At 70.6% G+C, this 23,145-nt stretch carries 25 protein-coding genes and 1 tRNA gene; 12 read left to right on the top strand and 14 right to left on the bottom strand.

The genetic code is table 11. The annotated features are described in order from the left end of the window. Positions 1-123: 123 nt before the first annotated feature. Complete coding sequence (locus AB0412_RS14875; RefSeq protein ID WP_366402965.1) at positions 124-1,056, top strand: zinc-binding dehydrogenase; 933 nt, start codon at positions 124-126, stop codon at positions 1,054-1,056. A 3-nt stretch (positions 1,057-1,059) separates the two neighbouring features. Here the strand turns inward: AB0412_RS14875 and AB0412_RS14870 are convergent, their stop codons facing one another. Both AB0412_RS14870 and AB0412_RS14865 read right to left on the bottom strand, forming a co-directional pair. Then, complete coding sequence (locus AB0412_RS14870; protein WP_366402964.1) at positions 1,060-1,368, bottom strand: SHOCT domain-containing protein; 309 nt, start codon at positions 1,366-1,368, stop codon at positions 1,060-1,062. 79 nt (positions 1,369-1,447) lie between these two features. After that, complete coding sequence (locus tag AB0412_RS14865; RefSeq protein ID WP_366402963.1) at positions 1,448-1,891, bottom strand: DUF6325 family protein; 444 nt, start codon at positions 1,889-1,891, stop codon at positions 1,448-1,450. A 148-nt stretch (positions 1,892-2,039) separates the two neighbouring features. Between AB0412_RS14865 and AB0412_RS14860 the strand changes: the two genes are divergently transcribed. After that, a complete protein-coding gene (locus AB0412_RS14860; protein ID WP_366402962.1) occupies positions 2,040-3,392 on the top strand; it encodes a hypothetical protein in 1,353 nt (450 codons plus the stop codon). A gap of 24 nt (positions 3,393-3,416) precedes the next feature. On the opposite strand, the gene AB0412_RS14855 is transcribed toward AB0412_RS14860, so the two are convergent. Next, entirely contained in the window at positions 3,417-4,418 is a 1,002-nt protein-coding gene (locus tag AB0412_RS14855) for a TIGR00341 family protein (RefSeq protein ID WP_366402961.1), read from the bottom strand. A gap of 163 nt (positions 4,419-4,581) precedes the next feature. On the opposite strand from AB0412_RS14855, the gene AB0412_RS14850 reads away from it, so the two are divergent. Continuing rightward, positions 4,582-5,154, top strand: a complete 573-nt coding sequence (locus tag AB0412_RS14850) for a DM13 domain-containing protein (RefSeq protein WP_366402960.1) — start codon at positions 4,582-4,584, stop codon at positions 5,152-5,154. A 7-nt stretch (positions 5,155-5,161) separates the two neighbouring features. Here AB0412_RS14850 and AB0412_RS14845 read toward each other — a convergent pair whose 3' ends face one another. After that, a complete protein-coding gene (locus AB0412_RS14845; protein ID WP_366402959.1) occupies positions 5,162-6,034 on the bottom strand; it encodes a DUF72 domain-containing protein in 873 nt (290 codons plus the stop codon). A gap of 176 nt (positions 6,035-6,210) precedes the next feature. On the opposite strand from AB0412_RS14845, the gene AB0412_RS14840 reads away from it, so the two are divergent. Together AB0412_RS14840 and AB0412_RS14835 are read left to right on the top strand one after the other, a co-directional pair. Further along, the gene (locus AB0412_RS14840; protein WP_366402958.1) at positions 6,211-7,155 is read left to right on the top strand and encodes an RNA polymerase sigma-70 factor; all 945 of its coding nucleotides are present in this window, start codon (positions 6,211-6,213) and stop codon (positions 7,153-7,155) included. Between the two features lie 114 nt (positions 7,156-7,269). Next, on the top strand, positions 7,270-8,481 hold the full coding sequence (locus AB0412_RS14835) for an FAD-dependent oxidoreductase (RefSeq protein ID WP_366402957.1): 1,212 nt from the start codon (positions 7,270-7,272) through the stop codon (positions 8,479-8,481). Between the two features lie 74 nt (positions 8,482-8,555). Here the strand turns inward: AB0412_RS14835 and AB0412_RS14830 are convergent, their stop codons facing one another. Further along, entirely contained in the window at positions 8,556-8,975 is a 420-nt protein-coding gene (locus AB0412_RS14830) for a hypothetical protein (RefSeq protein ID WP_366402956.1), read from the bottom strand. A gap of 12 nt (positions 8,976-8,987) precedes the next feature. On the opposite strand from AB0412_RS14830, the gene AB0412_RS14825 reads away from it, so the two are divergent. Then, complete coding sequence (locus AB0412_RS14825) at positions 8,988-9,308, top strand: antibiotic biosynthesis monooxygenase family protein (protein WP_366402955.1); 321 nt, start codon at positions 8,988-8,990, stop codon at positions 9,306-9,308. Further along, complete coding sequence (locus AB0412_RS14820; protein ID WP_366402954.1) at positions 9,305-9,766, top strand: group II truncated hemoglobin; 462 nt, start codon at positions 9,305-9,307, stop codon at positions 9,764-9,766. Before AB0412_RS14825 ends, AB0412_RS14820 begins: the two co-directional genes overlap by 4 nt. An 82-nt stretch (positions 9,767-9,848) precedes the next feature. Here the strand turns inward: AB0412_RS14820 and AB0412_RS14815 are convergent, their stop codons facing one another. Continuing rightward, positions 9,849-11,237: a helix-turn-helix transcriptional regulator gene (locus AB0412_RS14815; RefSeq protein ID WP_366402953.1), complete on the bottom strand. Its 1,389-nt coding sequence runs from the start codon at positions 11,235-11,237 to the stop codon at positions 9,849-9,851. A gap of 213 nt (positions 11,238-11,450) precedes the next feature. On the opposite strand from AB0412_RS14815, the gene AB0412_RS14810 reads away from it, so the two are divergent. After that, positions 11,451-12,161, top strand: coding sequence for a DUF4232 domain-containing protein (locus AB0412_RS14810; protein WP_366402952.1), 711 nt, complete (start codon positions 11,451-11,453; stop codon positions 12,159-12,161). 115 nt (positions 12,162-12,276) lie between these two features. After that, positions 12,277-13,092: a hypothetical protein gene (locus AB0412_RS14805; protein WP_366402951.1), complete on the top strand. Its 816-nt coding sequence runs from the start codon at positions 12,277-12,279 to the stop codon at positions 13,090-13,092. A gap of 601 nt (positions 13,093-13,693) precedes the next feature. Here the strand turns inward: AB0412_RS14805 and AB0412_RS14800 are convergent. The 4 genes from AB0412_RS14800 to AB0412_RS14785 all read right to left on the bottom strand — a co-directional run bounded on the left by AB0412_RS14800 (position 13,694) and on the right by AB0412_RS14785 (position 16,345). Further along, positions 13,694-14,512, bottom strand: coding sequence for a hypothetical protein (locus AB0412_RS14800; RefSeq protein WP_366402950.1), 819 nt, complete (start codon positions 14,510-14,512; stop codon positions 13,694-13,696). A gap of 970 nt (positions 14,513-15,482) precedes the next feature. Then, entirely contained in the window at positions 15,483-15,860 is a 378-nt protein-coding gene (locus AB0412_RS14795) for a hypothetical protein (RefSeq protein ID WP_366402949.1), read from the bottom strand. Further along, positions 15,857-16,114: a hypothetical protein gene (locus AB0412_RS14790; RefSeq protein ID WP_366402948.1), complete on the bottom strand. Its 258-nt coding sequence runs from the start codon at positions 16,112-16,114 to the stop codon at positions 15,857-15,859. The genes AB0412_RS14795 and AB0412_RS14790 overlap by 4 nt, the downstream gene beginning before the upstream one ends. Positions 16,115-16,271: 157 nt before the next feature. Then, positions 16,272-16,345, bottom strand: a tRNA-Gly gene (locus tag AB0412_RS14785). A 259-nt stretch (positions 16,346-16,604) separates the two neighbouring features. Here AB0412_RS14785 and AB0412_RS14780 point away from each other — a divergent pair. From AB0412_RS14780 to AB0412_RS14770, 3 genes are all read left to right on the top strand, one after another. Then, entirely contained in the window at positions 16,605-16,775 is a 171-nt protein-coding gene (locus AB0412_RS14780; protein ID WP_366402947.1) for a hypothetical protein, read from the top strand. 136 nt (positions 16,776-16,911) lie between these two features. Then, complete coding sequence (dcd, locus tag AB0412_RS14775; protein ID WP_260827882.1) at positions 16,912-17,487, top strand: dCTP deaminase; 576 nt, start codon at positions 16,912-16,914, stop codon at positions 17,485-17,487. Positions 17,488-17,492: 5 nt separating this feature from the next. Further along, complete coding sequence (locus AB0412_RS14770) at positions 17,493-17,990, top strand: phosphoribosyltransferase (protein ID WP_366402946.1); 498 nt, start codon at positions 17,493-17,495, stop codon at positions 17,988-17,990. Positions 17,991-18,059: 69 nt separating this feature from the next. Here AB0412_RS14770 and AB0412_RS14765 read toward each other — a convergent pair whose 3' ends face one another. The 4 genes from AB0412_RS14765 to AB0412_RS14750 form a co-directional block, all read right to left on the bottom strand. Then, the gene (locus tag AB0412_RS14765; protein WP_366402945.1) at positions 18,060-19,073 is read right to left on the bottom strand and encodes a Yip1 family protein; all 1,014 of its coding nucleotides are present in this window, start codon (positions 19,071-19,073) and stop codon (positions 18,060-18,062) included. A gap of 98 nt (positions 19,074-19,171) precedes the next feature. Continuing rightward, positions 19,172-20,602, bottom strand: a complete 1,431-nt coding sequence (locus AB0412_RS14760; RefSeq protein ID WP_366402944.1) for an FG-GAP and VCBS repeat-containing protein — start codon at positions 20,600-20,602, stop codon at positions 19,172-19,174. Between the two features lie 77 nt (positions 20,603-20,679). Then, positions 20,680-22,155 (bottom strand): VCBS repeat-containing protein, encoded by a 1,476-nt coding sequence (locus AB0412_RS14755; protein WP_366402943.1) that lies wholly within the window; start codon positions 22,153-22,155, stop codon positions 20,680-20,682. A 205-nt stretch (positions 22,156-22,360) separates the two neighbouring features. After that, a partial coding sequence (locus tag AB0412_RS14750) for a (Fe-S)-binding protein (RefSeq protein WP_366402942.1) occupies positions 22,361-23,145 on the bottom strand: 785 nt, incomplete at its 5' end.

Genomic DNA, 23,145 nt, shown 5'->3' with positions numbered 1-23,145 from the left:
ACCCGGGCGGGGGCCCCGAACCACTGCCAGTAGGCCTCCTGGACTATTCCGGCACCGTGACGCGTTGCACTGCCGCAGACCGAGTCCGGCGCAAAACGCCGCAGACCAGGGGGAGATGACACCATGTCCGTTCGCGCGCTCGTCGTGGATCCGTCCGTGCCCGCCACCGCCGTACGCCTCGCGGAGGTTCCCGGCCCTGCGCCGGAGCCGGGTCAGGTCCTGGTGGAGGTCACGCATGTCTCCCTGAACTACGGCGACCTCAACGACGCCCGCTCCGGCCGGGTCCCGGTGGGCGCGGTGCTGGGGTCGGACGCGGCCGGTGTGGTGGTCCGGGCGGCGGACGACGGGACCGGTCCGGCGGTGGGAACACGCGTGGTGGCCCTGACCTCGGGGGCGTTCGCGGAGCGCATCGCGATCGACGCGGACGCGCTCGCGGAGGTGCCCAAGTCCCTGGACCCGGCGCGGGCGGTCGCCCTGCCGGTGGCCGGAGTGGCCGCGTTGCGCTCGCTGCGGGCGGCGGGGCTCGGGCCGGGGAAGCGAGTGCTGATCACGGGCGCGTCCGGCGGGGTGGGCCGGTTCGCCGTGCAGTTGGCGGCACGGGCCGGCGCCCGGGTGATCGCGTCCGTGGGGTCCGAGGCGCGCGGGCGGGGGCTGAGGGAACTCGGCGCGGACGAGGTGGTGACCGGCCTGAAGGGCCTCGACGGTCCGGTGGACATCGTCATCGACGGCGTGGGCGGCCCCCAACTGGTCGAGGCGTGGAACCTGCTGGCCCCGGGCGGCAGCCTGCAGAGCGTCGGCTGGACCTCCGGCGAACCGGCCGTCTTCCCGCCGTACGCGACGGTCGGCCCCGCCAAGTCCCTGACCTCGTTCGTCATCGAGGGCAACGCCGGCGCGGACCTGGCGACCCTCGCCGAACTGGCCGCCGAGGGATCCCTCACCGTCGAGATCGGCTGGCAGGGCTCCTGGGAGCACTTCGCCGAGGCGGCCAAGGCCCTGCGCGGGCGCCGGGTGGCCGGCAAGGCGGTCCTGGAGGTCGCGGGCACGCCGCCGCGATGAGGGTCACCCGTTCAGGAGGCGCTGCTTCTGCTGCTCGAACTCCGCCTCGGTGAGCACCCCTTGGGCCCTGAGCTCACCGAGCTGCTTGAGCTGCTCGATCCTGGCGGACATGTCGGGACCCGGCGCGCCCGACGCGGGCGGAGGGGGCGACGCGGGCGGCGGTTCGGCATACGACGCCGACCGGGGGGCGTACGGATCGTAGCCCTGGGCGGCCCAGCGGCCCCGCTGCCGCCGTGTCACACGGTTCGACACGGCGGTCGCCGTACCGGCGACGATGGCGGTGCGTGCCACTCCCTGGATGAGACCCGGCATGACGTACCTCCTGACCGTAGGCGCTCATCGACCTCGGCTCATGACTCTGACTCACGGCTCACGGCTCATGACTCGTGGCTCACTGCGTGGCATCGGTCGCGTCGAGCGCGGCGACGAGAGCGGGCACCGGGATCCGTCCCGAGGCGACCATCCTGGCCCCGCCGCGGCGCAGGGCGGCGGCGAACGGCGCGGCCCACAGGTTCTCGTAGACGAGGATGCCGGCGGAACTGCCAGGTTCGAGGGCGACCGCCGCCTCCTCGATGTCGTCCTGGCCCAGCACCCCCGACGACGCGCCGTCGAAGACGGAGAGGTCGAGCTGTCCGTCGCGGTCGAAGTCGGCGATCTCCATGCCGGTCACGGAGCCGTACTCGTCCTTCCTGATGAACATCAGGTCGATGATCCGGATCACGCCGCGGTCCACGAGATCGACGAGGAGCGGGAAGCCCTCGCCCGTCATCCGGTTGCCCGGGAACTCGACGACCAGGTAGTCGATCGGGCCCATGTCCTCGTACTCGTCGCTCACGATGTCACTCCTGGTGATCCTGTCCGACCGTCCGTGACAGTGCCTCCTCATTGCATCACCGCACCGGGGCCCTCGCACCTCGGTGCCCGTTCACCCGCGCGGTGCGCCCCGGTGGCGGGGCGGGCGGGGCCCGCATGTGCTGGTGGGCATGACGGACAGCGGTGACGGGCGGCGCCCGTCGGGCGAGCGCGGCGAGCCGGAGGAGCTGGACGAGCTGCGACTGAGGGTGAAGGCCCTGGAAGAGGCCCGGGCCGCCCGGCACCATCCGTTCCGCTCGCTCGGCGCGGCGCTGCTGATCCTCCTGACCGCGCTGCTGTCGCTGCTGTCCGTGGTCGCGGTGTGGGCGGACAGCATCGTGCAGGACACCGACCGCTACGTCGCCACCGTCGGGCCACTGGCCGACGACCCCGAGGTGCAGCGGGCGGTCACCGACCGCGTCACCGCCGTCGCACTGGACCGGATCGACGTGGACGCGCTGGTGCGGCAGCTGACGGACGCGGCGGAGGGGCAGGGTGTACCGCCGCGGCTGGCCGAGCTGCTGGGCGGCCTGGACGGTCCGATCGAGAACGGACTGAGGCAACTGGTCGGCAGCACCGTCGAGCGGGTGGTCACCAGCAGCGCCTTCAGAACGGTCTGGGTGGACGCCAACCGCCGGGTCCACGCTGCGCTGGACGAGGCGCTGACCGGCGAAGGAGAGGGCCCGGTGCGGCTGAAGGGCGACCAGGTCGTCATCGACGTGGCGCCCGTCGTCGCCGAGGTCAAGGACCGGCTGGTCGACGCGGGCTTCGCACCGGCCGCGCGGATCCCGACGGTGCACACCGACTTCGTGGTGTTCTCGTCCGAGGAGATCGGCACGGTCAGGACCTGGTTGAGGGTGCTGGAGATCCTCGGTGGCTGGCTGCCTCTCGTCACGCTGCTGATCGCGGCGGCCGGTGTGTATGTGGCGTTCGACCGGCGGCACGCGCTGATCGGGGCGGCCCTGGCGGTGTTCGTCGCGATGGTGGTGCTCGGGGTCTCGCTCACCGTCGTCCGTGGCGTGTACCTCGACCAGCTGCCGGCCGGGACGTCGCGGGCGGCGGCGGGCGCCGTGTACGACGCGCTGGTCAGGTTCCTGCGGGCGGGTGCGCGGGCGCTCGGCGCCGCCGCCCTGTTCACCGCGGCCGGTGCCTTCCTCGCCGGCCCGTCCAGGGTCGCCGTGCTCACGCGCACCGGGTGCTCCCGCAGCATCGGCGCGCTGCGGGACGTGGCGAAGTCCGCCGGGTTCCGTACGGGGCCGGTCGGGCGGTTCGTGCACCGCTTCAAGCGCTGGATCGGCGTGGCCGTCCTGGCGATCGCGGCGGTCGTCCTGTTCACCTGGCACTACCCGACCACCGCGGTCGTGGTGTGGACGGCGGTGATCACACTGGCGGCGCTCGCGATCCGCGAATTCCTGGACGATGCCGCTCCGCCGGGCCGGGCCGGCACCTCTCGACCGGCCGAGCCGGGTCGTGGGTGGGCATAGGTTCCGGGGCCGTGCGGCAGCCGTTCAGTCGCCGACGCGGCCGGCCTCGATGCGCTGACCGCTCATCGTGTTCACCACGACCGGGATGCCGTCCGGGACCTGCCCCTCCAGCCGGTCGAGCAGTTCCCCGACCGGTGGCAGCTTCCCGGGGGCCTGGACGTGGATGTGCAGGGTCCGCGACACGGCGTCGACTTTCGTGACGGACGCCCCCGGCAGACCGGCGAGCCACTGCGTCGCCGCGGCCCGGGCCCGGTCGGTCCAGACGTTGAGCAGGTACGTGACGGTGGTGTTGGCCGCCAGCGGCACGAACACGACGACGAACAGCAGGGCCATGGCCACATACGCGCTGCGGGCCGGCCGCCTCGGTCCCGTGCCCGCCCGCTCGCCGTAGCCGAGGGCGGCGAAGACCACCATGCCGCCGAAGACCAGGGCGAACAGGTTGGACACGAACAGCACCAGCGCGCCCAGCGCCAGCCAGCCCGACAGACGCCCCAGGCAGACCCCGGTCACCACCAGGGGCGGGACGAGGGAGATGGCGATCGCGACACCGGGCAGCACGGCGGCGACGTCCCGCCGGGCCAGCGCCACCGCCCCGGCGAGACCGGTCGCCAGGGCGGCGACGAGATCCATCAGCCGCGGCGACGTACGGGAGGAGATCTGACTGTTGGACAGCAGGTCGTAGTCCGCCGGCAGCACCACCGAGAACAGCGCCCCGAGCGCGACGACCACCAGGATCGCCGCCAGGACGATCAGCACCGACCCCGTCCGTCGGCGCTGCACCGACCCCAGGGCGATGGCCATGATCGGAGTGGACAGCGGCGCGATGATCATGGCGCCGATCACGGTGGCCGTCGAGTCGGTGAGCACTCCGGCGGCGGCGATGACCGACGACAGCACCAGCATGGTCCAGAACGCCGACCGCTTGGACCGGGTGTCCCCGGACGACAGATCCAGATCCTCCGCCAGCTCCTCCAGGGCACGCCGCTGGGGGACCGGCAGGACGAGGGCACGCAGTCCGCTGAGCATCCCCCCAAACAACCACGAACCACGCGTTTCCCCGGGTCAGGACACGGGGCCCGCGAACGTAAGGGTTTCGTCATCCGCCGCGCGGCCCGTGGCGGCCGGTCCCGGCCGTTGAATGGGAGCCGGACGGGACGAGTGACGAGTGACCATCTGGGAGGCGGACGGTATGGGACGCGTGCGGAGCGCGCTGGTCAGGCCGTGGGTGATCGGGCTGCTGGTGCTGGCGGTCGCCGGGGCCGGATTCGGGCTGTACTGGTTCCAGCCATGGAAGCTGTGGCAGGACGAGACGGTGCGGGAGGCGCTGCCCGGCAGCGCGGTGGCCGCGCCCGCCGCCACACCGTCCGCCCCCGCTTCCTCCGCTCCTGCCTCCTCCGCTCCGGCGGCCCCCACGACTCTGGCGAGCGGCCGGCTGATCAGCCACGAGCACGCCACCTCCGGCACCGTGAAGCTGCTGCGGCTGGCCGACGGCAGCCACGTCGTCCGCCTGGAGCGGCTCGACACGAGCAACGGCCCCGATCTGCGCGTGTGGTTGACCGACGCGCCGGTGAAGGAAGGGCGGGCCGGCTGGCACGTCTTCGACGACGGCCGGTACGTCAGCCTCGGCAAGCTCAAGGGCAACAAGGGCAGCCAGAACTACGCCGTGCCCGAGGACGTCGACCCGGCCCGGTTCAGCAGCGTCAGCATCTGGTGCGACCGCGTCGACGTCTCCTTCGGCGCGGCGGAGCTGGCCCGCGCCTGACGTGCGGTCAGTGCGGCGGGGCCGCGGCCGGTACGGGCTGCCCGAGCAGCCGCGTCATCGTCTCCGCGGCCCGTACGGCGGCGTCACCGCAGCAGTTGTTGAACAGCACGTGGACCCGGTCGACCCGCTCGGCGAGCGCGTGCAACCTTGGTACCCACGCGCCGAGTTCGCCGTCGTCGTAGGCGTAGCGGAACCGGTCCTCCTTGCTCCCGGTCCCCCAGGCGGTGCTGCGCCCGTGGAACCGGACGACGGACAGACGGGGCGAGGTGACGGGGGTGACGGGCGGGATCGAGGAGGGCAGCGCCGGGTTCATGTCGACGGCGACGGCGGCCATGCCGTACCGCGCGAGCAGGGCGCGCGTGGCCTCCGCCCGCTCCTCCCGCCACCACGCCGGGTGCCGGAACTCGACCGCGAGGGGCCAGCCCCGGGTCCGACGGGCCGTCTGCTCCAGAAACCGCTCGGCCCGCGCCCCGGGCCGGAACCACGGCGGGAACTGGAACAGCACGCCGCCCAGCCGCCCGGCGTGCCGCAACGGCGCGATCCCCGCCGCGAAGTGAGCCCACACCTGGTCGAGCACACCGGGATCCCCGGCGTCGGGCGGCAACCCCTGCGGCATCACGGAAGGCCGTGCGGGATGTCCGGTGAGCAGGGAGAACGCCTTCACGTCGAACACGAAGCCGTCCGGGGTCCGCTCCACCCACAGCCGGCTGTTCCGCTCGGCGGGCAGCGCGTAGTACGAGGCGTCGACCTCCACCACCGGGAACCGCTCGGCGTAATGCCGCAACCGGCCCTCGGCATCCCGCCGCCCCACGGGATACCACCCGCTCCCGACCAACGCCCGGTCGGTCCACGAACACGTGCCCACGAGGATGTCACCCATGGACTGCGCGTACCCGAACCCTCATTGAACAGACGGGACTTCGACCGGACGGGAGACCGAGCCCTCCGGCTTCCGGTCCCGGCAGACCTGACACCCCGGCACCCGGCGAACCCTCACCACCCCCGTGCGCACCGGTGCGGCCGCCGTCCCCCGGTCCCGCCGGTTAGGATCCGGGCATGGCCCTGACCGTGCGGGATGTGGATCGGTTCGAGGCGACCAGGCCCCGGCTGGAGGCCATCGCCTATCGTCTGCTCGGCTCCGCGAGCGAGGCCGAGGACGCCGTGCAGGAGACCTTTCTGCGCTGGCAGGCCGCCGACATCGAGCACATCGAGGTCCCCGAGGCCTGGCTGACCAAGGTGCTCACCAACCTGTGCCTCAACCAGCTCACCTCCGCCCGTGCGCGGCGCGAGACCTACGTGGGCCAGTGGCTCCCGGAGCCGCTGCTCGCCGGAGACCCGATGCTGGGCCCCGCGGACACCGTCGAGCAGCGCGAGTCGGTCTCGTACGCGGTCCTCGCCCTGCTGGAGCGGCTGTCGCCGAACGAGCGGGCGGTGTACGTCCTGCGGGAGGCCTTCGACTACCCGCACCGGGACATCGCCGAGATCCTCGACATCACCGAGGCCGCCAGCCAGCAGATCTTCCACCGCGCGAAGAAGCACGTCGCCGCCGGCAAGGCCCGCAGCGAGATCGACGAGGCCGCCGCCCGGCGGATCATCGACGAGTTCCTCGCGGCCGCCACCAGCGGCCGGACCGAGCCGCTCGTGCGGCTGCTCACCGAGGACGCCGTCTCGGTCGGCGACGGCGGCGGCAAGGTCCCGGCCCGCGCGAAGGCGTACGAGGGCGGCCTCGCGGTGGCGAAGTTCCTGCGCGGCCTGTTCAAGCCCACCCCGGCCAAGCGCAAGCTGCTCGGCGGCTCGCCCGCCGTCTACGCCACGTCCGCCAACGGCGAGCCCGCCCTGGTGGTGGTCCTCGACGGCCGCGTCCTCGGCGTCATGTGCCTGGAGGTCACCGACGAGGGCATCGCCGGGGTCCGCAACCAGATCAACCCCGACAAGCTCGAGCGCGCGACCCGCCAGTGGGCCGCCACCGACCACGGCGAACCCCTCATCCGCGCCTTCTGAACCCACCCTCCCGCCGATGTGACTCATGTCACACCGCATTCCTGTCAGGAAACACGGCGCCGCCCGGTTCAAGAGCCGAATCGCCCGGCGAACCGTCCAGACAGGAGCAACGCCATGCAGACGCAGCACCGCATCATCGTCCTCGGGGCCGGCTACTCCGGAGCCATCGCCGCCGGTCGCCTCGCGAAGCGGCTGCACCGCGACGACGTCCGCATCACGCTCGTCAACGCCGAGCCCGACTTCGTCGAGCGCGTCCGCAACCACCAGCTCGCCACCGGCCAGCGCCTCAAGCCCCGCCCCCTGAGCGGGATGTTCGCCGGCACCGGCGTCGAACTGAAGCTCGCGCGGGTCACCGAGGTGGACGCCGACCGCAGGACGGTCACGGTCACCGGCGCGCAGGGCGACGAGGAGCTGGCGTACGACACCCTCGTGTACGCCCTCGGCAGCGGCTGGAACGACCACGGAGTCCCGGGCACCGCCGAGCACGCCCACGAGATCGCCAGTCGCGCCGGAGCCCTCCGGCTGCGCGACCGCCTGGCCGAGCTGGACGCCGGCCGGCCCGTGGTCGTGGTCGGCGGCGGCCTCACCGGCCTGGAGGCCGCGACCGAGATCGCCGAGTCCCGCCCGGACCTCGACGTCTCCCTCGTCGCCCGCGACGGCCTCGGCGACTGGCTCTCGTCCAAGGGCCGCGCCCACCTGCGGAAGGTCTTCGGCGGGCTCGGCATCACCGTCCACGAGCACGCCGCCGTCACCGCCGTCGAGGCCGACCGCGTCACCACCGCCGACGGCAGGGCGATCCCGGCCGCGGTCACCGTGTGGACCACAGGCTTCGCCGTCCACCCGATCGCGCGGGCGACCACGCTGGAGGTCACCGACCGGGGCCAGATCGTCGTCGACGAGACGATGCGTTCGGTCTCCCACCCCGAGGTCTACGCCGTCGGCGACGCGGCCTTCGCCATGGGCCCCGGCGACAAGCCGCTGCGCATGTCGTGCGCCTCGGGCGGGCCCATGGCCTGGCAGGCGGCCGACTCGATCGCGGCCCGCCTGACCGGCCGCAAGCTCCCGAAGGCCCCGCTGCGCTACTTCAACCAGTGCATCTCGCTCGGCCGCAAGGAGGGCCTGATCCAGTACGTCACCGCCGACGACCGTGCCGTCAGCGCCGCCCTGACCGGCCGTCTCGCCGCCCTCTACAAGGAGCTGGTCTGCAAGGGCGCCGTCTGGGGCGTCGCCAACCCGACCCTGGGCGCCCCGGCCCGCGCCCGCCGCATCACCCACACCCCGACGCCCCGCCCGGCCTCCCCGGCCACGACGGAGGCCGCGGCCTGACGCCTCCGGCGGTTCAGCCGGAGAACAGGGGCCGCCCCGACAGCCACACCCCGGCCGGCGGCCCCTCAGCCTGCTCAGGCCGCGCGGCGGCCGCGCACACACGCGCCTCTTGCCCTGCTCAGCACTTGTGTCGCGCTGGTCGCCACGGCGACCGGTGCCACCACCGCCCAGGCAGCCGACGGCGGCGCGGGCGACAACACGATCGACAAGGTCGTCGTCAACGGCGGCAAGCCCGTCGTGGTCGGCACGACCGACGTCGTCCACGCCAAGGTCACCGTCACCGCGACCGACGATTCGGGCATCGACGAGACCACGTACATCAAGGGCTCCAGCACGTACACCACGCTGAAGATGATCAAGACCAATTCGACGGGCAACCTCAGGGGCGCGGGGAACTGCGCGACCGGGCCGACGGTGACGGCCAGCCGGATGCGCTCTCCGCGAACAATCCGGCCCTCGTGCCGGCCGCTGGAATCCTGATGAGAGCGACCCAACGGAGGATCACCATGATCGTGGAGTACATCCGCTACCGCATCGCTGATTCCGAACGCCGAGTCGACTTCGAGAAGGCCTACGCAGCTGCCGCCGAGCGGCTGGACCTCGCCCCCCAGTGCCTCGGATACGAGCTCTCCCACGGCATCGAGGAACCCGACCGCTACATCCTGCGGATCGAGTGGACCTCCGTCGAGGACCACGAGCAGGGCTTCCGCGGCGGCGAGCACTTCCCCCCGTTCCTCACTGCGATCCGCCCCTACATCGGCGACATCGAGGAGATGAAGCACTACGAGAGGACACCTGTGGTGTCCACCGCCGGAGGGACGACATGACCGAGCGAGCCGAGACCCTGTACGAGGCCATCGGCGGCCTCGACGCACTCCGCCGACTGAGCGGCACCTTCTACGACGGCGTCCTGGCGGACCCCCTGCTCTCCCCGGTCTTCGCCAACTTCACCCGGACGCACGTCGAGCATGTCGCCGTCTGGCTCGCCGAGGTCTTCGGCGGTCCCGCGCGCTTCACCGCCGAACTCGGCGGTCACCAAGCCCTGCTGCGCGCCCACCTCGGCCTGTCGATCACCGAGGAACAGCGAACCCGCTGGATGGAACTGATGGCTGCCGCCGTCGACAAGGAGCTCCCGGACGACGAACTGCTGCGCCGCCAAGTCGTGGACTACTTCGCCTGGGGAACCCAGATCGCCCGCGACGTCTCGACGTCCCCGGTCGGCGAAAACCTCGGCACCCCGGGCCCGACCCCGCGCTGGGGCTGGAACGGCCTGAGCGACGAGTGATCCCACCGGGACAACTGAGTTGGCGAGGGTGAACTGCCGCAGCGGATCACCGGTACGCGATTCCTGCCGGCGGTGGGGGAGGCTATTCGTTCCGCCCCCACTCGGAGGAACCGAGCGGATGGCTGTACGCGGGCCGCCCCACGTTCCCGCTCGTCCGGAAGGGTTTGCCGTGGTCATCGACGCGTACGGTGCCCCGCCGGTCACCGCTGGACCAGTCCAGCTCCAGGTACCAACTCACGTTGTGCGCCCGCGCGTCCGCGAAGATGTAGAAGACCTCGGGATCGGACTCACTCACCTTGTACGGGAAGTCGCGCTGACCGGCCTTGGGTGAGAGCGCGGGCCGCCCGGCATCGAGGTCCACCCCGAATGCCGTCGTCTCCACGCCGCCACCGCACCCGACGCCCATCGCGAAGTCGTTCCAGGCCAGCGGTGCGCTCTTCTCCACGACCCGCACGTGCAGTTCCTCCAGGACGACGGTGGCCTTCCCGGTGCCCTGCACGGTCAGCGCGAGCATCTGCTGCCCGCCGGCGACCCCGCCGAGGGCGGTGACCCACCCGCGCGCGTCCGGCTCGCTCGGCGGCGGAGGCACCTGCTCGGGCCGCCGGTCGACCAGGTAATGCTGACTGCACGGGTCTTCCCACTTGTACGGATTGACGGCGACGGTGGGCGCGGTGGCCCCGTTCTCGGAACCACCGCCCTGGGCTGCTCCGGCCCCGCCGCCCCGGGAGGCGGAGGCGCGTGCCGTGGGAGTGCCGCTGCGTGACGTGGACGGCGAGGCCGACCCGCCCTTCGCGCCGGCCGACTCGGAGGCGCCGGGCCGTTCGTCGACGGAATCGACCGAGCCGACGGACTGGGAGGCAGCCCCCGTGGACTGCTTCCCGTCCCGGTCGTCATGCCCCAGGCCGGGCACAAGAGTCACCGCGAGTGCGGCCGACACGAGGACGGCGGCCGAGGCGGCCCCGGCGACAACGCCGCTACGCCGCCGCACGGCAAGAGCCTCCGCCAGGCTCCGCCGCCCACCACCCACGGCACCGGCCTCGGCCGCGGCCGCATCGCTCCCCGAGGTCCCGGTCCCGGCCTCCGCTGCTTCGGTCCCCGACGTCGCGGTCCCGGTCTCCGCTGCTTCGGTCCCCGACGTCCCGGCCTTGGCCTCCGCCGCGCCGGCCCCGGCCTCAACCGCTGTCCGCGCCCGCGGTTGCTCCTCCTCCGCCGGGCCCCCGCCCGCCCTCTGCCTCCGCCGGGCATCCGCGAGCACCCACCGCCGGTGCAGTTCCACCAGTTCCTCGGGCGTCGCCTTGCACACCCGCGCGAACCGTTCCACGGGCGCGTAGTCCGTCGGTACGGCGTCCCCGTTGACGTACCGGTGAAGCGTGGACGCACTCGTGTGCAGCCGCTTGCCGAGCACCCCGTAACTGAGCCCGGACCGCTCCTTCAACTGGCCCAACAACTCCGAGAACTCGTCCCCCGCCACCGTTCCTCCCTCTCCCCACGTCCCGGACCCCCGTTCCAGGGGGCGGTCGTTCCCCCAGGTCAGAGCGGTCACAAGCGTTCCAGCGTCCCGGATACCCCGGCAACCGTGGCGGCCGGGACGGATCACTCCACAAGCTTGGGCCATCCAAGCACGCCGCTCCCGGCACCGGTCGGGCGGCGGATGCCGACACCCGTACCGACCAAGGGGGATCCCATGTCCACACGTACCCACCGCACCCGCATCCTGCTCGCCGCCGCGCTCACGGCCGCCACACTGACGCTGACGGCGTGCAACAGCGGAGAGGGCGTCCAGGACGAGGGGGCATCGGCAGGGTCGGCGTCCACGCAGGCGCCCAAGAACTCGACCGCGCCCACGCCCACGGCGAGCGGGGGAACCTCCACCGGGACGGGGAAGGCCGACCCTGCGGGCCGGACCTCGGAAGCCTCGACGGGCGGCGCGGCCGGTTCGAGCGGCACGGCGGGTACCACGGGCTCGAAGGACTCGGAGCCCACCAGGACTCCCTGCTCCCCCGCCTCCACCCGGACGACCGCCACGGAGGTCTCCCGCCCCCTGAATCACCTCCTTCTCACCGTGACCAACACCGGCTCGAAGAACTGCAACCTCACCGGCTATCCGGCGGTTCGATTCGGCGAGGCCCAGTCCGTCCCGCCGGCCTTCGAGGACTCAAAGCCGCAGGCGGTGGTCACGCTGGCCCCCGGCGAGTCGGGTTATGCGAGCGTCCTTCTCTCGGCCGCCGACGGCGGTGGCTCAGGCGGCTACACGGCCAAGTCCCTCGCGGTCCACTTCGACAAGAGCGCGAGCGACGCCGCCCACCCGTCACTCCCCGCCAAGGGCGTGTACGTCGACGACTCGATCCGCGTCTCGTACTGGCAGTCCACCATGGCCGACGCCCTCGCCTGGTGAGCCACCGCACGCCCGTCGGAAGGCCCGGGTCGGACGACCTGGGCCTTCTCCATGGAGCGGGTGACGAGAACTGTCAGTGGCGTGCTGTTCACTGAGTCCCATGGAGGATTCGGAAGTGGCTGCCGCCATCTGGGAGGTCATCGACTCGTCGCTTGCGGGAGGACCACCGGTCATTCTCGAGGCCCCGGAGGGCACGAGTCTGAAGGAACTGCTTGCCGAAGTGAGCCGGTGGGCAGGCAGGCCACGTAATCTCGTCGCGGACGGCTTCACCGACCCGTCACTCACCGAGCGCACTGGGCTGCCGCTCGTTGAGACGTTCGGGGACGAGTTGCTCGAGATGCGGGGCTGGGCCTACAGGTCTCACTGGATCGGTTGCGGCAGCGTCGCCACGTCACACCGAGAGCGCGTGGTCGTGGTGATGGCCCATCGTGAGGACCCTGCGGTCACCGGGTTCCCGGAGGGTGCCTCCTGGGCCGAGAAGCTGCGCATCCTCACCGGATGGGAACCGGTGCCGCGGCCGGCCGTCGACTGGCCTGCCGTCGAGGCCGATCTGGGCACCTCGCTGCCGAGCGATTACAAGGAGATCGTCGACCTGTTCGGTCCGGGCGGTTTCGATGAGTACGTCGACCTCCTTGTCCCTGGAGCCCTGGGGATGGACCTCGTGGACTGGGCCAAGAGCGAGGGCTGTCCGGCGCCGGACGGGCTCCTGAGATGGGGATCCTCGGAGCAAGAGTTCGACTTCGCCTGGCAGACCGGGACGGCCGATCCGGACGACTGGCCCGTCCTCGTCGGCCAGTACGGCGACTGGGAGCGATACGACTGCGGTCTGGGTGAGTTCCTCGTCCGCATGCTCACGGACCGCATGTACGCGTTCCCCACAAGCCGCCTGGACGCTCATTTCTTTCGCAGTGACGACTTCCGATCCGTCTGATCTGTCAGCACTCCGACGAGGAGCGGCAGCGAGAGGTGGCCGCCGGCCTCGCCGACCTGGTGCGCGCCGCCCCGCCGGTCCAGACAACAAAGAAACCCCCGGGTTCCTGACCTGGGGGTTCGTGGTGGAGCGGGTGACGAGAATCGAACTCGCGCTCTCAGCTTGGGAAGCTAAGGGTATCTAGGGCTGGCTCCGGGCCTGACCTGCGGCGGAAGGATGCAGACGCCTGGTGGGCGGTCGACGGGGTCCCCGCTGTTCCCCGTGGTTCCCCGCACGATCTGGCACGCGTCTGGCACGAGTCATTCGTTGTCGATCCGCTCCAAGACCAGGCCGGCCGTCTTCAAGCGGTGAGCGACTGGCGGTTCTTGACCGAGTAGACGCTTGCCTCCCCGCGGTCACACCCCCACCCTGCGGATACCTCATACACCCGGCATACCGCGACAACCACCAACCGTCAGCTCCTACGACAAGCCGACTCCAAGGTCAGTAACCGCGCTGGTGCGGCGTGCGGCTACTGGTAGCTGGCCGGGGATCCGATAGTGCGGCTACGGTACCGGCTGTCGTGCAGTTCTGATCTGGCCGCTCGGGCAGTATCGACCCCTCAAGTATTCAAGCGATTGCGGTAGATCCGGTCATCGGTCCCGCGCACGAACAGGTTCACCGCGCCGTTGAAAACAATGGGAGCGGGCCTCGAGGGGGTTATGCCGCTACCTTCGACCTCAACCCATTGGCCACCGAAGTGGTCGCCGTCGCCAGCGTTGCGGTAGATCCGGTCGTCGGTCCCGCGCACGAACAGATGCACGCCACCGTTGAACACAACAGGAGCTGGCCCGGACATCGTCAGGGCCCCACCTTCGACCTCGACCCAACTGCCGAACGGCTGTCCTCGACGTGCCCGGTTGTGGTAGACGCGGAGATCTTCGCCGCGCACGTACAGATGCAGGAAATCTCCGACCATGACGGCGCCCGGACTCGAGGGCGTCAGTCCGCCGCCCCCTACCTCGGCCCAAGTGCCGAACGGCGTTTCGGATTGGGCTTGGTTGTGGTAGATGCGGTTGTCGAGTCCGCGCACGAACAAGTGCAAGTGGGGACCGTCGGCCAGGGCAGTTGGCGCCGAACCTGTCAGGCCTCCGCCTTCGACTTCCACGTCGTCGCCAGCACCCCCGTTGTAGATCCGGTTGTCCATACCTCGGTAAAACAGAACCCCCACTCCGTGGAAGAGAGTGTAAGCCGGTTCGGATGCACTCAATCCATCCAGGTTGGCCTGTTCCCAGCCGCCGAACGATCCTCCATCAGACGAGTTTTTGTAGACGCGGTCGTCAAACCCTCTGACTGCAAGACGCATTTTGTTGCTCTGAACAATCCCGGCGGGACCAGATTTCGTCATTCCGTTGCCCTCAACTTCGACCCAAGCGCCCATCTGACTTCCTCCTCATCCGCCGGTACCTGGCGATCGTGATGCCCTTGATCTTTTTGACAGGTCGGGGTTGTCCCGGCCCAGCTCGGAATACGGGCCCGATAGCTCCCCGGCAGAGCCAGTCGGCGTTGATCGGGGCCTGGCCTGCGATGTAGTCGTCAGCGAACTGGCACTTCTCAAATGCGAGCGACAGTCCCGCAATCCAGTGGGCGGCCACGTCGGCAATATCAGCGGGGACGGTCCGGGTCGTGTCCATCTCTCATTATCGGCGCGGCGGGCATCTCCCGCTCGTCGACGAGCATCCCGGCGCGCATCACAGTCCGCCAAGGATGCGTCCGAGCTGGCTCAGATGGTGTTCAAAAATGATCCAGATGTCTCGCGGGGCGGCTGAACCTTGGCGCTCTCACCTGCGTTAGCAGCGGCCGCCGGCCTATCGGGGCCGATTACCCACCGTGGGCACGGAGTGAGAGCGTCTGGTCAGAGACACAGTTACTCTCGAACCTCGACTGTCTCGATGACCTTGGATTCGAAGGAGCAACTGGCGGCCGCGGTCGTCGCTTCTCAAGCCGCCATTCACCCCAGCTCCCATCCCGTCCGCCGTCGACCCACACACCGTGGAGCGGGCGTGGTTCATGGCGTCCAGGTGGAGCGCGCCACTGTACGAACGACCTGGACGCCATGGGCCGCGTCTGCTCGGCTTCGCCTGGGTCGATGGCGGACGGGATGGGAGCTCCCCGCGCACGCCACATCGGACCCGCAGTCGGCGATGGCGCCCCCTCCATCCCAGTGCCGGCCGATCCCCCGCCGGAGGCATTGTTCTGACAGGGGCCGCGCAGTGCGGTGATCGCCTCATGGCCACCGGTCCTATCCGCACGTGGGCGCGCGTCGGCGCAGCGTGCGCGGAGCGGGCCGAAGGCAGGAGTGCAGCGCGCAGCGGAGCCGGGTGCCTTGAACCAGTAGAGAAAGTTGTAACTCAGTCTGTGGTGCGGGGCTTGAAGCTGTGCGCACAGGCTGGGAGTTCAGAGTGCTGCCGGTGTGCCAGGGGCAGGAAGAGGACTGGGCGGATCGTCCATGTGACGCGGATGTGGGCGTGCGTGATGGTCACGGTGCACGGCTCGGAGCGCAGGAGGGCCCTGCGGGTCTCGGCGCGTTCGTCGTGGAGCCATGCCCATGCCTGGTCGGATGTGTCGGAGTCGAGTGCTGGTGAGATGGTGCGCAGGGCGATGGCCATCCATCGGTCCGCCTGGGGCTCTGAGTACACGTCGAAGGAGGCCAGGAGTGCCGGCCCTTGTGTGGTGGTGACGTCCTCGGTCCAGCATTCACACCAGTAGCCGCGGGCGGGCCCGTTCATGAGGCCGCTCCCGTCGGGTGGGCGACGAGGACGTAGCGGGTGCTCTCGTCGTACAGGGTGACTTGGTAGACCGTGCCTGCGGTCAGGTAGGCAAGGGCTCGTTCGTGCTCTGCCTCGTCCGTCAGCCAGTGCAGTCCGGGCTGCGCGTATGCGGCGTCGACCTGGTCGGTGATGTGGTGCGTGCGCTCCTGTAACCAGCGCAGGGCCAGGCGTGGGCTGCCGGCCTCGTGCGATCCCAGGGGGATGGAGTGCACCTCGTTCAGGGGGTAGGCGGCGGCGCGGCACTGGTATCGGAAGGGCTGCCTGCCGGTGTCTGGCGTTCCGAGAAGCGTTCTGGCACGGATCTGGCACACGACGAGTGATCACCGCGCACAGCAAAAGGGCCCAGGTCTCTGACCTGGGCCTTCTTCATGGAGCGGGTGACGAGAATCGAACTCGCGCTCTCAGCTTGGGAAGCTGATGTTCTACCATTAAACTACACCCGCGCAAGATCCAGGACGCCGACCAGTGATCGGTGTCCGGACGCTCGTTTACTTTACCCCATGCCAGGCCCCCGGTGTCCAAGCCCGAGGGCCTGACTGTGTTTCAGGGGATGGATGTGGCTGCGGGGGGCAGGAGTTGGGGCGTACCGTGAAGGGGGTGCGGGCGTGCGGAGTGCCGCCTGGAGGGGCGTCTCTTTGATCCCGTAGTGTGGCTTTTGTCGTCACGGCAGTCAGCCAGACGCGGCTCTTGGGGAAGGGACTCTTGGACTTGATGGAGCGCACCGTCGTCCGCTGTGCCGATGGGCACGTGTTCACCGCCGCCTCGTTCCCGATGCAGCAGGCCGAGCGGCTCGGCCCCGGCCGGCTGCTGCGCTGTCCGCGCTGCGCGCGGCTCCGCAGCGTCGTACCGGTGACCTTGCAGAAGCAGCAGTGAGCACAAGCAGCGGTAGGAGCGGAAGCAGCAGTGAGGAGTCGGTGAGCAGTCACCGACAGTAGCTCCGCGGTCGCGGACGTGGGCGCGTGGACGGTGCGATTGTGGCCGGTCCGCGCGCCTTGCGTATTCTCGGGGCGTGCTTCTCTCAGACAAGGACATCCGGGCCGAGATCGACGCCGGGCGGGTGCGGATCGATCCCTACGACGAATCCATGGTGCAGCCGTCCAGCATCGACGTGCGGCTGGACCGCTATTTCCGGGTGTTCGAGAATCACCGGTACCCGCACATCGACCCCTCCATCGAGCAGGCCGATCTGACCCGGCTCGTGGAGCCGGAGGGCGACGAGCCGTTCATCCTGCACCCCGGGGAGTTCGTCCTCGCCTCGACGTACGAGGTCATCACCCTGCCCGACGACCTGGCGTCCCGGCTGGAGGGGAAGAGCTCGCTCGGGCGGCTCGGGCTGGTCACGCACTCCACCGCCGGGTTCATCGACCCCGGCTTCTCCGGGCACGTCACCCTGGAGCTGTCCAACCTCGCCACGCTCCCCATCAAGCTGTGGCCCGGCATGAAGATCGGCCAGCTGTGCATGTTCCGGCTCAGCTCGCCCGCCGAGTCCCCCTACGGCAGTGAGCGCTACGGCTCCCGCTACCAGGGGCAGCGCGGGCCGACGGCCTCGCGGTCCTACCTCAACTTCCACCGGACGCAGGTGTGAGCGGCATGAGCGACGTACGGGAGAACCTCACCTACGAGCAGTTCGGCGTCGCCGTGCGCGAGCTCGCGCAGGCCATCGCCGACGACGGCTACCAGCCCGACATAGTGCTCTCCATCGCACGCGGCGGCGTCTTCGTCGCCGGCGGGCTCGCCTACGCCCTCGACTGCAAGAACATCCACCTGGTCAACGTCGAGTTCTACACCGGCGTCGGGACGACCCTCGAGATGCCCGTCATGCTCGCGCCCGTCCCCAACGCCATCGACTTCACCGACAAGAAGGTGCTGATCGCCGACGACGTCGCCGACACCGGCAAGACGCTCAAGCTGGTCCGCGACTTCTGCCTCGACGCCGTTGCCGAGGTCCGCAGCGCCGTCGTCTACGAGAAGACGCAGTCCCTGGTGAAGTGCGAGTACGTCTGGAAGCGCACCGACGACTGGATCAACTTCCCGTGGTCCGTTCAGCCGCCGGTCGTGAAGCGGGCGGGGCAGGTGCTCGACGCCTGACCGGCAGAAACAGCGACAGAAAAAGGGGGCTCCCGCCGAGGGAGCCCCCTTTCTCGTTCGCCCGTCCGGTCAGAACGTGCCCAGCTTCACGATCGACAGCAGCGCGATCAGCTGGATCGCGGACGCGCCCAGCGCCTTCGGCCAGGGCAGGTCGTGGGAGCGGCTGACCATCATCGTGAGCAGCGCGCCCGCCGCGACCCAGGTGGCCCAGCCGAGGATCTGGACGAAGGGGGCGTCGCCGCCGAGGAACGTCGCGACGAGCAGGCGCGGCGCGTCCGTGAGGGACATGATCAGCATGGACAGGCCGACCGTGGGCTGCCAGGCGCCGTCGCCGCCGAGCTGGCGGGCCAAGGTGTGGGTGACCACGCCCAGGACGAACGCGCTGAGCACCATCGCCACGGCCGTCGTCAGGACGATCGGGACCGCGTTCGACAGGGTCGCGTTGATCGCGTCCTCACGGGCGCCGTCGAAGCCGAAGACGGCGATCAGGCCGTAGAGGAAGGTGACGACGAGGGCCGGGCCCCACATCGTGTAGTCCCGCATCTGCAGGAACGTCTGGCCCGGGGCCAGGACGATGCCCCTGAGCAGGTCCTTCCAGTGCAGCCGGGGGCCGACCGGGCCGGGGGGCGGGGCCGAGCCGGCCCGGTAGGTGCCGCCCTGGTTGTAGGGGTCCTCGTCGATCGAGAAGGCCTGGGTGTGGCCCGGGTTGTTGGCCGCGTACGGGTCGTGCGGGGCGTGCGTGCCGGGCGGGTACGCGCCGTCGCCGAAGTACTCGGGCTCCCCGTGCCCACCGTGCCCGCCGTGCGGGCCCGGCCACGGACCGCCGCCCCCCGGCCCGCCCGCGCCGCCGCCGTACGACGGCTGCTGCGGGTACGGCTGCGGCGCCTGCGGGTAGCCGTACGACGGCCCCTGCGGCGTCTGCTGTCCGTACGGGGGGTGTTGCGGTCGCGCGTTGGGAGCGCCGTTGTTGTTCCGGCCGCGTCCGATCCTGAATCCAGCCACGTCTTCGAACGTACCTGGTCCTGCAAGGTCACGGGCCCGGCCCCCGGTTTCAGACCCCCCTTTGCGGCCGAGCTGTGACATCCCCTAAGGGACCGTCAGCCCCGCCGTCCGTCCCCCGTAGGGGGCCGAGGGGCCCGGGTCCTACGGAGGACGGACACGGCGTCAGCGGAGGGCGTCCGTCAGCCGGTCAGGACGTCACCCAGGGCCGTGACACCCGGCGCGGTGCCGAGGGTGCTCGCGCCGAAGGACTTGGCGCCGGTGGCCGTGATGCCGGACGTGGTGGACTTCAGCAGCCAGACCGAGCCGGCGCCGCCGTTCTCGCCGGACGCGCTCGTCACCAGTTCCGCGCGGCCGTTGCGGTCTGTGTCCGTGAGGTGCACGGCGTAACCGAACTGGTCCTCGGCCTCGGCGGTGCCGGGGACGCCCGAGGTGTTCTGGGAGAAGGACTTGGCGCCGGTGCCCGTGAGGCCGGAGGCCGAGCCGCGCAGCACGGTGACCGCGCCCGCCCCCCGCACCGAGCCGATGGCCTCACCCGCCGCGCCGATCGCTATGTCGGTGTACCCGTCGCCGTCGGTGTCGCCGGCCGTCAGGCTCCAGCCGAAGCGGTCGCCCGTCTCGGCGGTGCCGGGGACGCCCGCGCTGTCCTGGGTGATCCGGACCGGCGGGCGGGTGCTCAGGCCGCCCGCGGCGCCGTAGGTGACGGTGATCGCGCCGCCGTGGCCGCCGTGGGGTGCCTCGGCGGACTTCTCCATGAAGTTGCCGGTGACGATGTCCCCGTGGCCGTCCTTGTCGACGTCGGCGATGACCGCCGCGTAGCCGCCCGCGACCTTGCCACCGGGCACCGGGCCCGCTGGGGACCCCTTGTACAGCACGCTACGGGTCGGGTAGGCGCCGCCCGCCTCCTCCTGGCCCATGACGAGCAGGTCCGTCGCGCCGTCGCCGGTGACGTCTCCGGCGACGATCCGGTCGGTGTTGATGCCGGTCTGCTCGAGGGTGTCGATACCGGTGTGCTCGGCGGCCTTGCCGGTACGGGAGACGGGGCCCTCGAAGATGTTCAGCTCGGGAAAGGCGATGTTGGCGGCAGCCAGGTCGGTGTCGCCGTCGCCGTCGAAGTCGCCGGTGGCCAGGGACCAGCCCAACTCGTTGCGGTTCTCGGGCAGCGGGGCGGTGAGGTCGGTGGCGGTCTTCAGCCCGTTCGCGCCGCCCCACACGACGGTGATCACGCCGCTGTCGCCGGTGGAGCCGATCCGCTCGGCGTGCACGCCGACGATCAGGTCGGTGTAACCGTCGCCGTCCAGGTCGCCGGTGGTCAGGCGGTCGCCGAAGTAGTCGGACGACTCGGGAACGCCCGGGATGCCGGTGGTGGCCTGGCTGATGACCTGGCGCTTGGTGGTGTCCAGTCCGCTCGCCGTGCCGTAGACGACGGCGACCTGCCCGGCGCCGGACTTGCCGTCGACCTTGGCGACGGGGGCGGCGATCGCGACATCGCGGTAACCGTCGCCGTTGAAGTCGGCCCGCGCGGTGCCGTCCGCCGCGGTCGCGGACGGTGCGGACAGGGCCAGCAGACCGCTGGTCAGGGTGGTCGCGAGGAGAAGGGTGCGCTTGCGCAAGGAGGGCTCCGGGAGGGAGTCGGGGGAGGAGGGCCGGGCCCGTGTGTCACGGGCCCGGCGGGAGGCGGGAAGGGTGCTCAGTCGGCGAAGTTGCCGCCGAAGAGCGGGGTGCCCGTCGTCGAGACGCCCGAGGTGCTCGGGGAGACGGTGCGGGCGCCCGCGGTGGTGATCTTCGTGCCGTTGGACGGGAGGTAGAGGAGCGCGCCGTTGCCCGCGTTCTCGGCGGAGGCGGCGACCAGGTCGGCCTTGCCGTCGCCGTTGACGTCGTCGAGCTTGAGGTCGAGGCCGAGCGCGTCGTCGTCCTCGTTGCTGCCGGGGACGCCCGCGGTGTCCTGCGAGAAGGACTGGGCGCCGGAGCTGGTGTCGAGGCCGTTCGCCGTGCCGTAGAGGACCGTGACGGAGCCGGTGTTGGTGGCACTGCCGATGTTCTCGCCCGCGACGCCGATGGCGAGGTCGAGGAAGCCGTCGCCGGTGATGTCGCCGAGGTCGAGCTCGTAGCCGAAGAAGTCGTTGCCCTCGGCCGTGCCGGGGACGTTGCCGGTGTTCTGGGTGATCCCGGTGGCGTCCGAGGTGAGCGGACCGCTGTCGGAGCCGTACGTCACCCATACCTTGCCGCCCTTGGCGGAGTCGGGGATCGGGGTGCCGTCCTCGAGGGTGGAGTTCCAGTAGGCGCCGCTGACGATGTCGCCGTAGCCGTCCTTGTCGATGTCGCCGATCGCGGTGATCACACCCGGCTTGAGAGTCCGGGCCGCCGAGGCGTCCAGACCGCTCGTGGAACCCGGGATGAAGAAGTTCCGGTTCCAGCCGTACGCGCTGTCGGTCTCGAAGCCGTCGACGACCAGGTCGGTCGCACCGCCGTCGATGTCGCCCGCGGTCAGGTTCAGCGCACCCGTCCCCTCGCCGCTCATGATCGGGGGCGTGATGGTGTACCGGCCGCCGGAGGTGCCCGAGGTGGTGAAGCCGCCCTTGAAGACGTGGATGGTGGCGCCGCTGCTGCCGACGGCCAGGTCGGCCTTGCCGTCGCCGTCGAAGTCGCCGGCGGCGAGTTCGTCGCCCCACATGTCGTGGGAGGAGCGGGCGGGGTCCTTGACCGTGATGCCCTTGCCGGTGATCCCGGAGGCCGAGCCCCACAGGATGGCGACCGTGCCGCCGTCCTTGTCGCCGTCGGCGTCCTCGGTGGGGGCGGAGACGGCGACGTCGTCGTAACCGTCGCCGTTGAAGTCGGCGTAGGCGGACTCGCCGCCGAACTCGTCACCGGTCTCGGCCGTGCCCGGCACGCCGGTGCTGTTCTGGCTGAGGGAGTGGCGCTTGGCGGAGGACACGCCGGAGGACGTGCCGTAGAGGACGACGAGCTGGCCGGCGGCCTCCTTGCCGGCGACGTAGGCGCCCTGGGCCGAGAAGGCCACGTCGCCCTTGCCGTCCCCGTTGAAGTCGGCCTGGGCGACACGGGTGGAGTCGGCGGCCGTCGCCGGGGCGGTGGTGAGGGTGAGCAGGCCGCCCGTCAGCGCTGCGGCGGTGGCCGTGGCGAGGGCGAGTCTCAGGTTCTGGTGCATGCGGTTCTCCTGCGGCATGCGGGGGATGCCTGGCGGGCATCCGGAGTCGATGAGGTGCCGGGACCGTCCGCGTTCGCCGGGAGTTGTCCTCGGGGTAACCGGCCGGTCGGCGATCAAGAGACCATCAGGGGCGGGGAAGGGTTGTACGTGGACATGACGAAGGGGCCGCCCGGTCCTCGGGCGGCCCCTTCGTCGTCAGCGATGCCTACTTCACCGGTTCGGGTTCGGGTGCGCTCTCGGTCTGCGCGTCGCCGGCCGGGTCGAGCGGTGTCTTGACGGATTCCAGCAGCAGCTGGGCGACGTCGACGACCTGGATGGATTCCTTGGCCTTGCCGTCGTTCTTCTTGCCGTTGACCGAGTCGGTCAGCATGACCAGGCAGAACGGGCAGGCGGTGGAGACGATGTCCGGGTTCAGGGAGAGGGCCTCGTCGACGCGCTCGTTGTTGATGCGCTTGCCGATCCGCTCCTCCATCCACATCCGCGCACCACCGGCGCCGCAGCAGAAGCCGCGCTCCTTGTGGCGGTGCATCTCCTCGTTCCTCAGGCCCGGCACGTTCGCGATGATCTCCCGCGGCGGGGTGTAGATCTTGTTGTGGCGGCCCAGGTAGCACGGGTCGTGGTAGGTGATCAGACCCTCGACCGGGGTGACCGGGATCAGCCGGCCCTCGTCCACCAGATGCTGCAGCAGCTGGGTGTGGTGGATGACCTCGTAGTCGCCGCCGAGCTGCGGATACTCGTTGCCCAGGGTGTTCAGGCAGTGCGGGCAGGTCGCGACGATCTTCTTCGCCGACCTCGGCTTCCTCGACTCGGGCGTGACATGGCCCTCGTCGTCCGTCTCCTCACCGAACGCCATGTTCAGCGCGGCGACGTTCTCCATACCGAGCTCCTGGAACAGCGGCTCGTTGCCCAGCCGGCGGGCGGAGTCACCGGTGCACTTCTCGTCCCCGCCCATGATCGCGAACTTCACGCCCGCGATGTGCAGCAGCTCCG

Source organism: Streptomyces sp. NPDC052012 (assembly GCF_040689265.1).
Lineage (GTDB): Bacteria > Actinomycetota > Actinomycetes > Streptomycetales > Streptomycetaceae > Streptomyces.
This window is presented reverse-complemented; position numbering and strand designations above follow the sequence as displayed.

Coding starts and splice junctions, on each gene's coding strand:
- AB0412_RS14870 (WP_366402964.1), bottom strand. CDS start 1,368: ATGCCGGGTCTCATCCAGGGAGTGGCACGCACCGCCATCGTCGCCGGT.
- AB0412_RS14825 (WP_366402955.1), top strand. CDS start 8,988: ATGATCGTGGAGTACATCCGCTACCGCATCGCTGATTCCGAACGCCGA.
- AB0412_RS14855 (WP_366402961.1), bottom strand. CDS start 4,418: ATGCTCAGCGGACTGCGTGCCCTCGTCCTGCCGGTCCCCCAGCGGCGT.
- AB0412_RS14770 (WP_366402946.1), top strand. CDS start 17,493: ATGAGCGACGTACGGGAGAACCTCACCTACGAGCAGTTCGGCGTCGCC.
- AB0412_RS14820 (WP_366402954.1), top strand. CDS start 9,305: ATGACCGAGCGAGCCGAGACCCTGTACGAGGCCATCGGCGGCCTCGAC.
- AB0412_RS14795 (WP_366402949.1), bottom strand. CDS start 15,860: ATGAACGGGCCCGCCCGCGGCTACTGGTGTGAATGCTGGACCGAGGAC.
- AB0412_RS14875 (WP_366402965.1), top strand. CDS start 124: ATGTCCGTTCGCGCGCTCGTCGTGGATCCGTCCGTGCCCGCCACCGCC.
- AB0412_RS14800 (WP_366402950.1), bottom strand. CDS start 14,512: ATGGGCGCTTGGGTCGAAGTTGAGGGCAACGGAATGACGAAATCTGGT.
- AB0412_RS14840 (WP_366402958.1), top strand. CDS start 6,211: ATGGCCCTGACCGTGCGGGATGTGGATCGGTTCGAGGCGACCAGGCCC.
- AB0412_RS14765 (WP_366402945.1), bottom strand. CDS start 19,073: ATGTCACAGCTCGGCCGCAAAGGGGGGTCTGAAACCGGGGGCCGGGCC.
- AB0412_RS14755 (WP_366402943.1), bottom strand. CDS start 22,155: ATGCACCAGAACCTGAGACTCGCCCTCGCCACGGCCACCGCCGCAGCG.
- AB0412_RS14860 (WP_366402962.1), top strand. CDS start 2,040: ATGACGGACAGCGGTGACGGGCGGCGCCCGTCGGGCGAGCGCGGCGAG.
- AB0412_RS14845 (WP_366402959.1), bottom strand. CDS start 6,034: ATGGGTGACATCCTCGTGGGCACGTGTTCGTGGACCGACCGGGCGTTG.
- AB0412_RS14835 (WP_366402957.1), top strand. CDS start 7,270: ATGCAGACGCAGCACCGCATCATCGTCCTCGGGGCCGGCTACTCCGGA.
- AB0412_RS14850 (WP_366402960.1), top strand. CDS start 4,582: ATGGGACGCGTGCGGAGCGCGCTGGTCAGGCCGTGGGTGATCGGGCTG.
- AB0412_RS14810 (WP_366402952.1), top strand. CDS start 11,451: ATGTCCACACGTACCCACCGCACCCGCATCCTGCTCGCCGCCGCGCTC.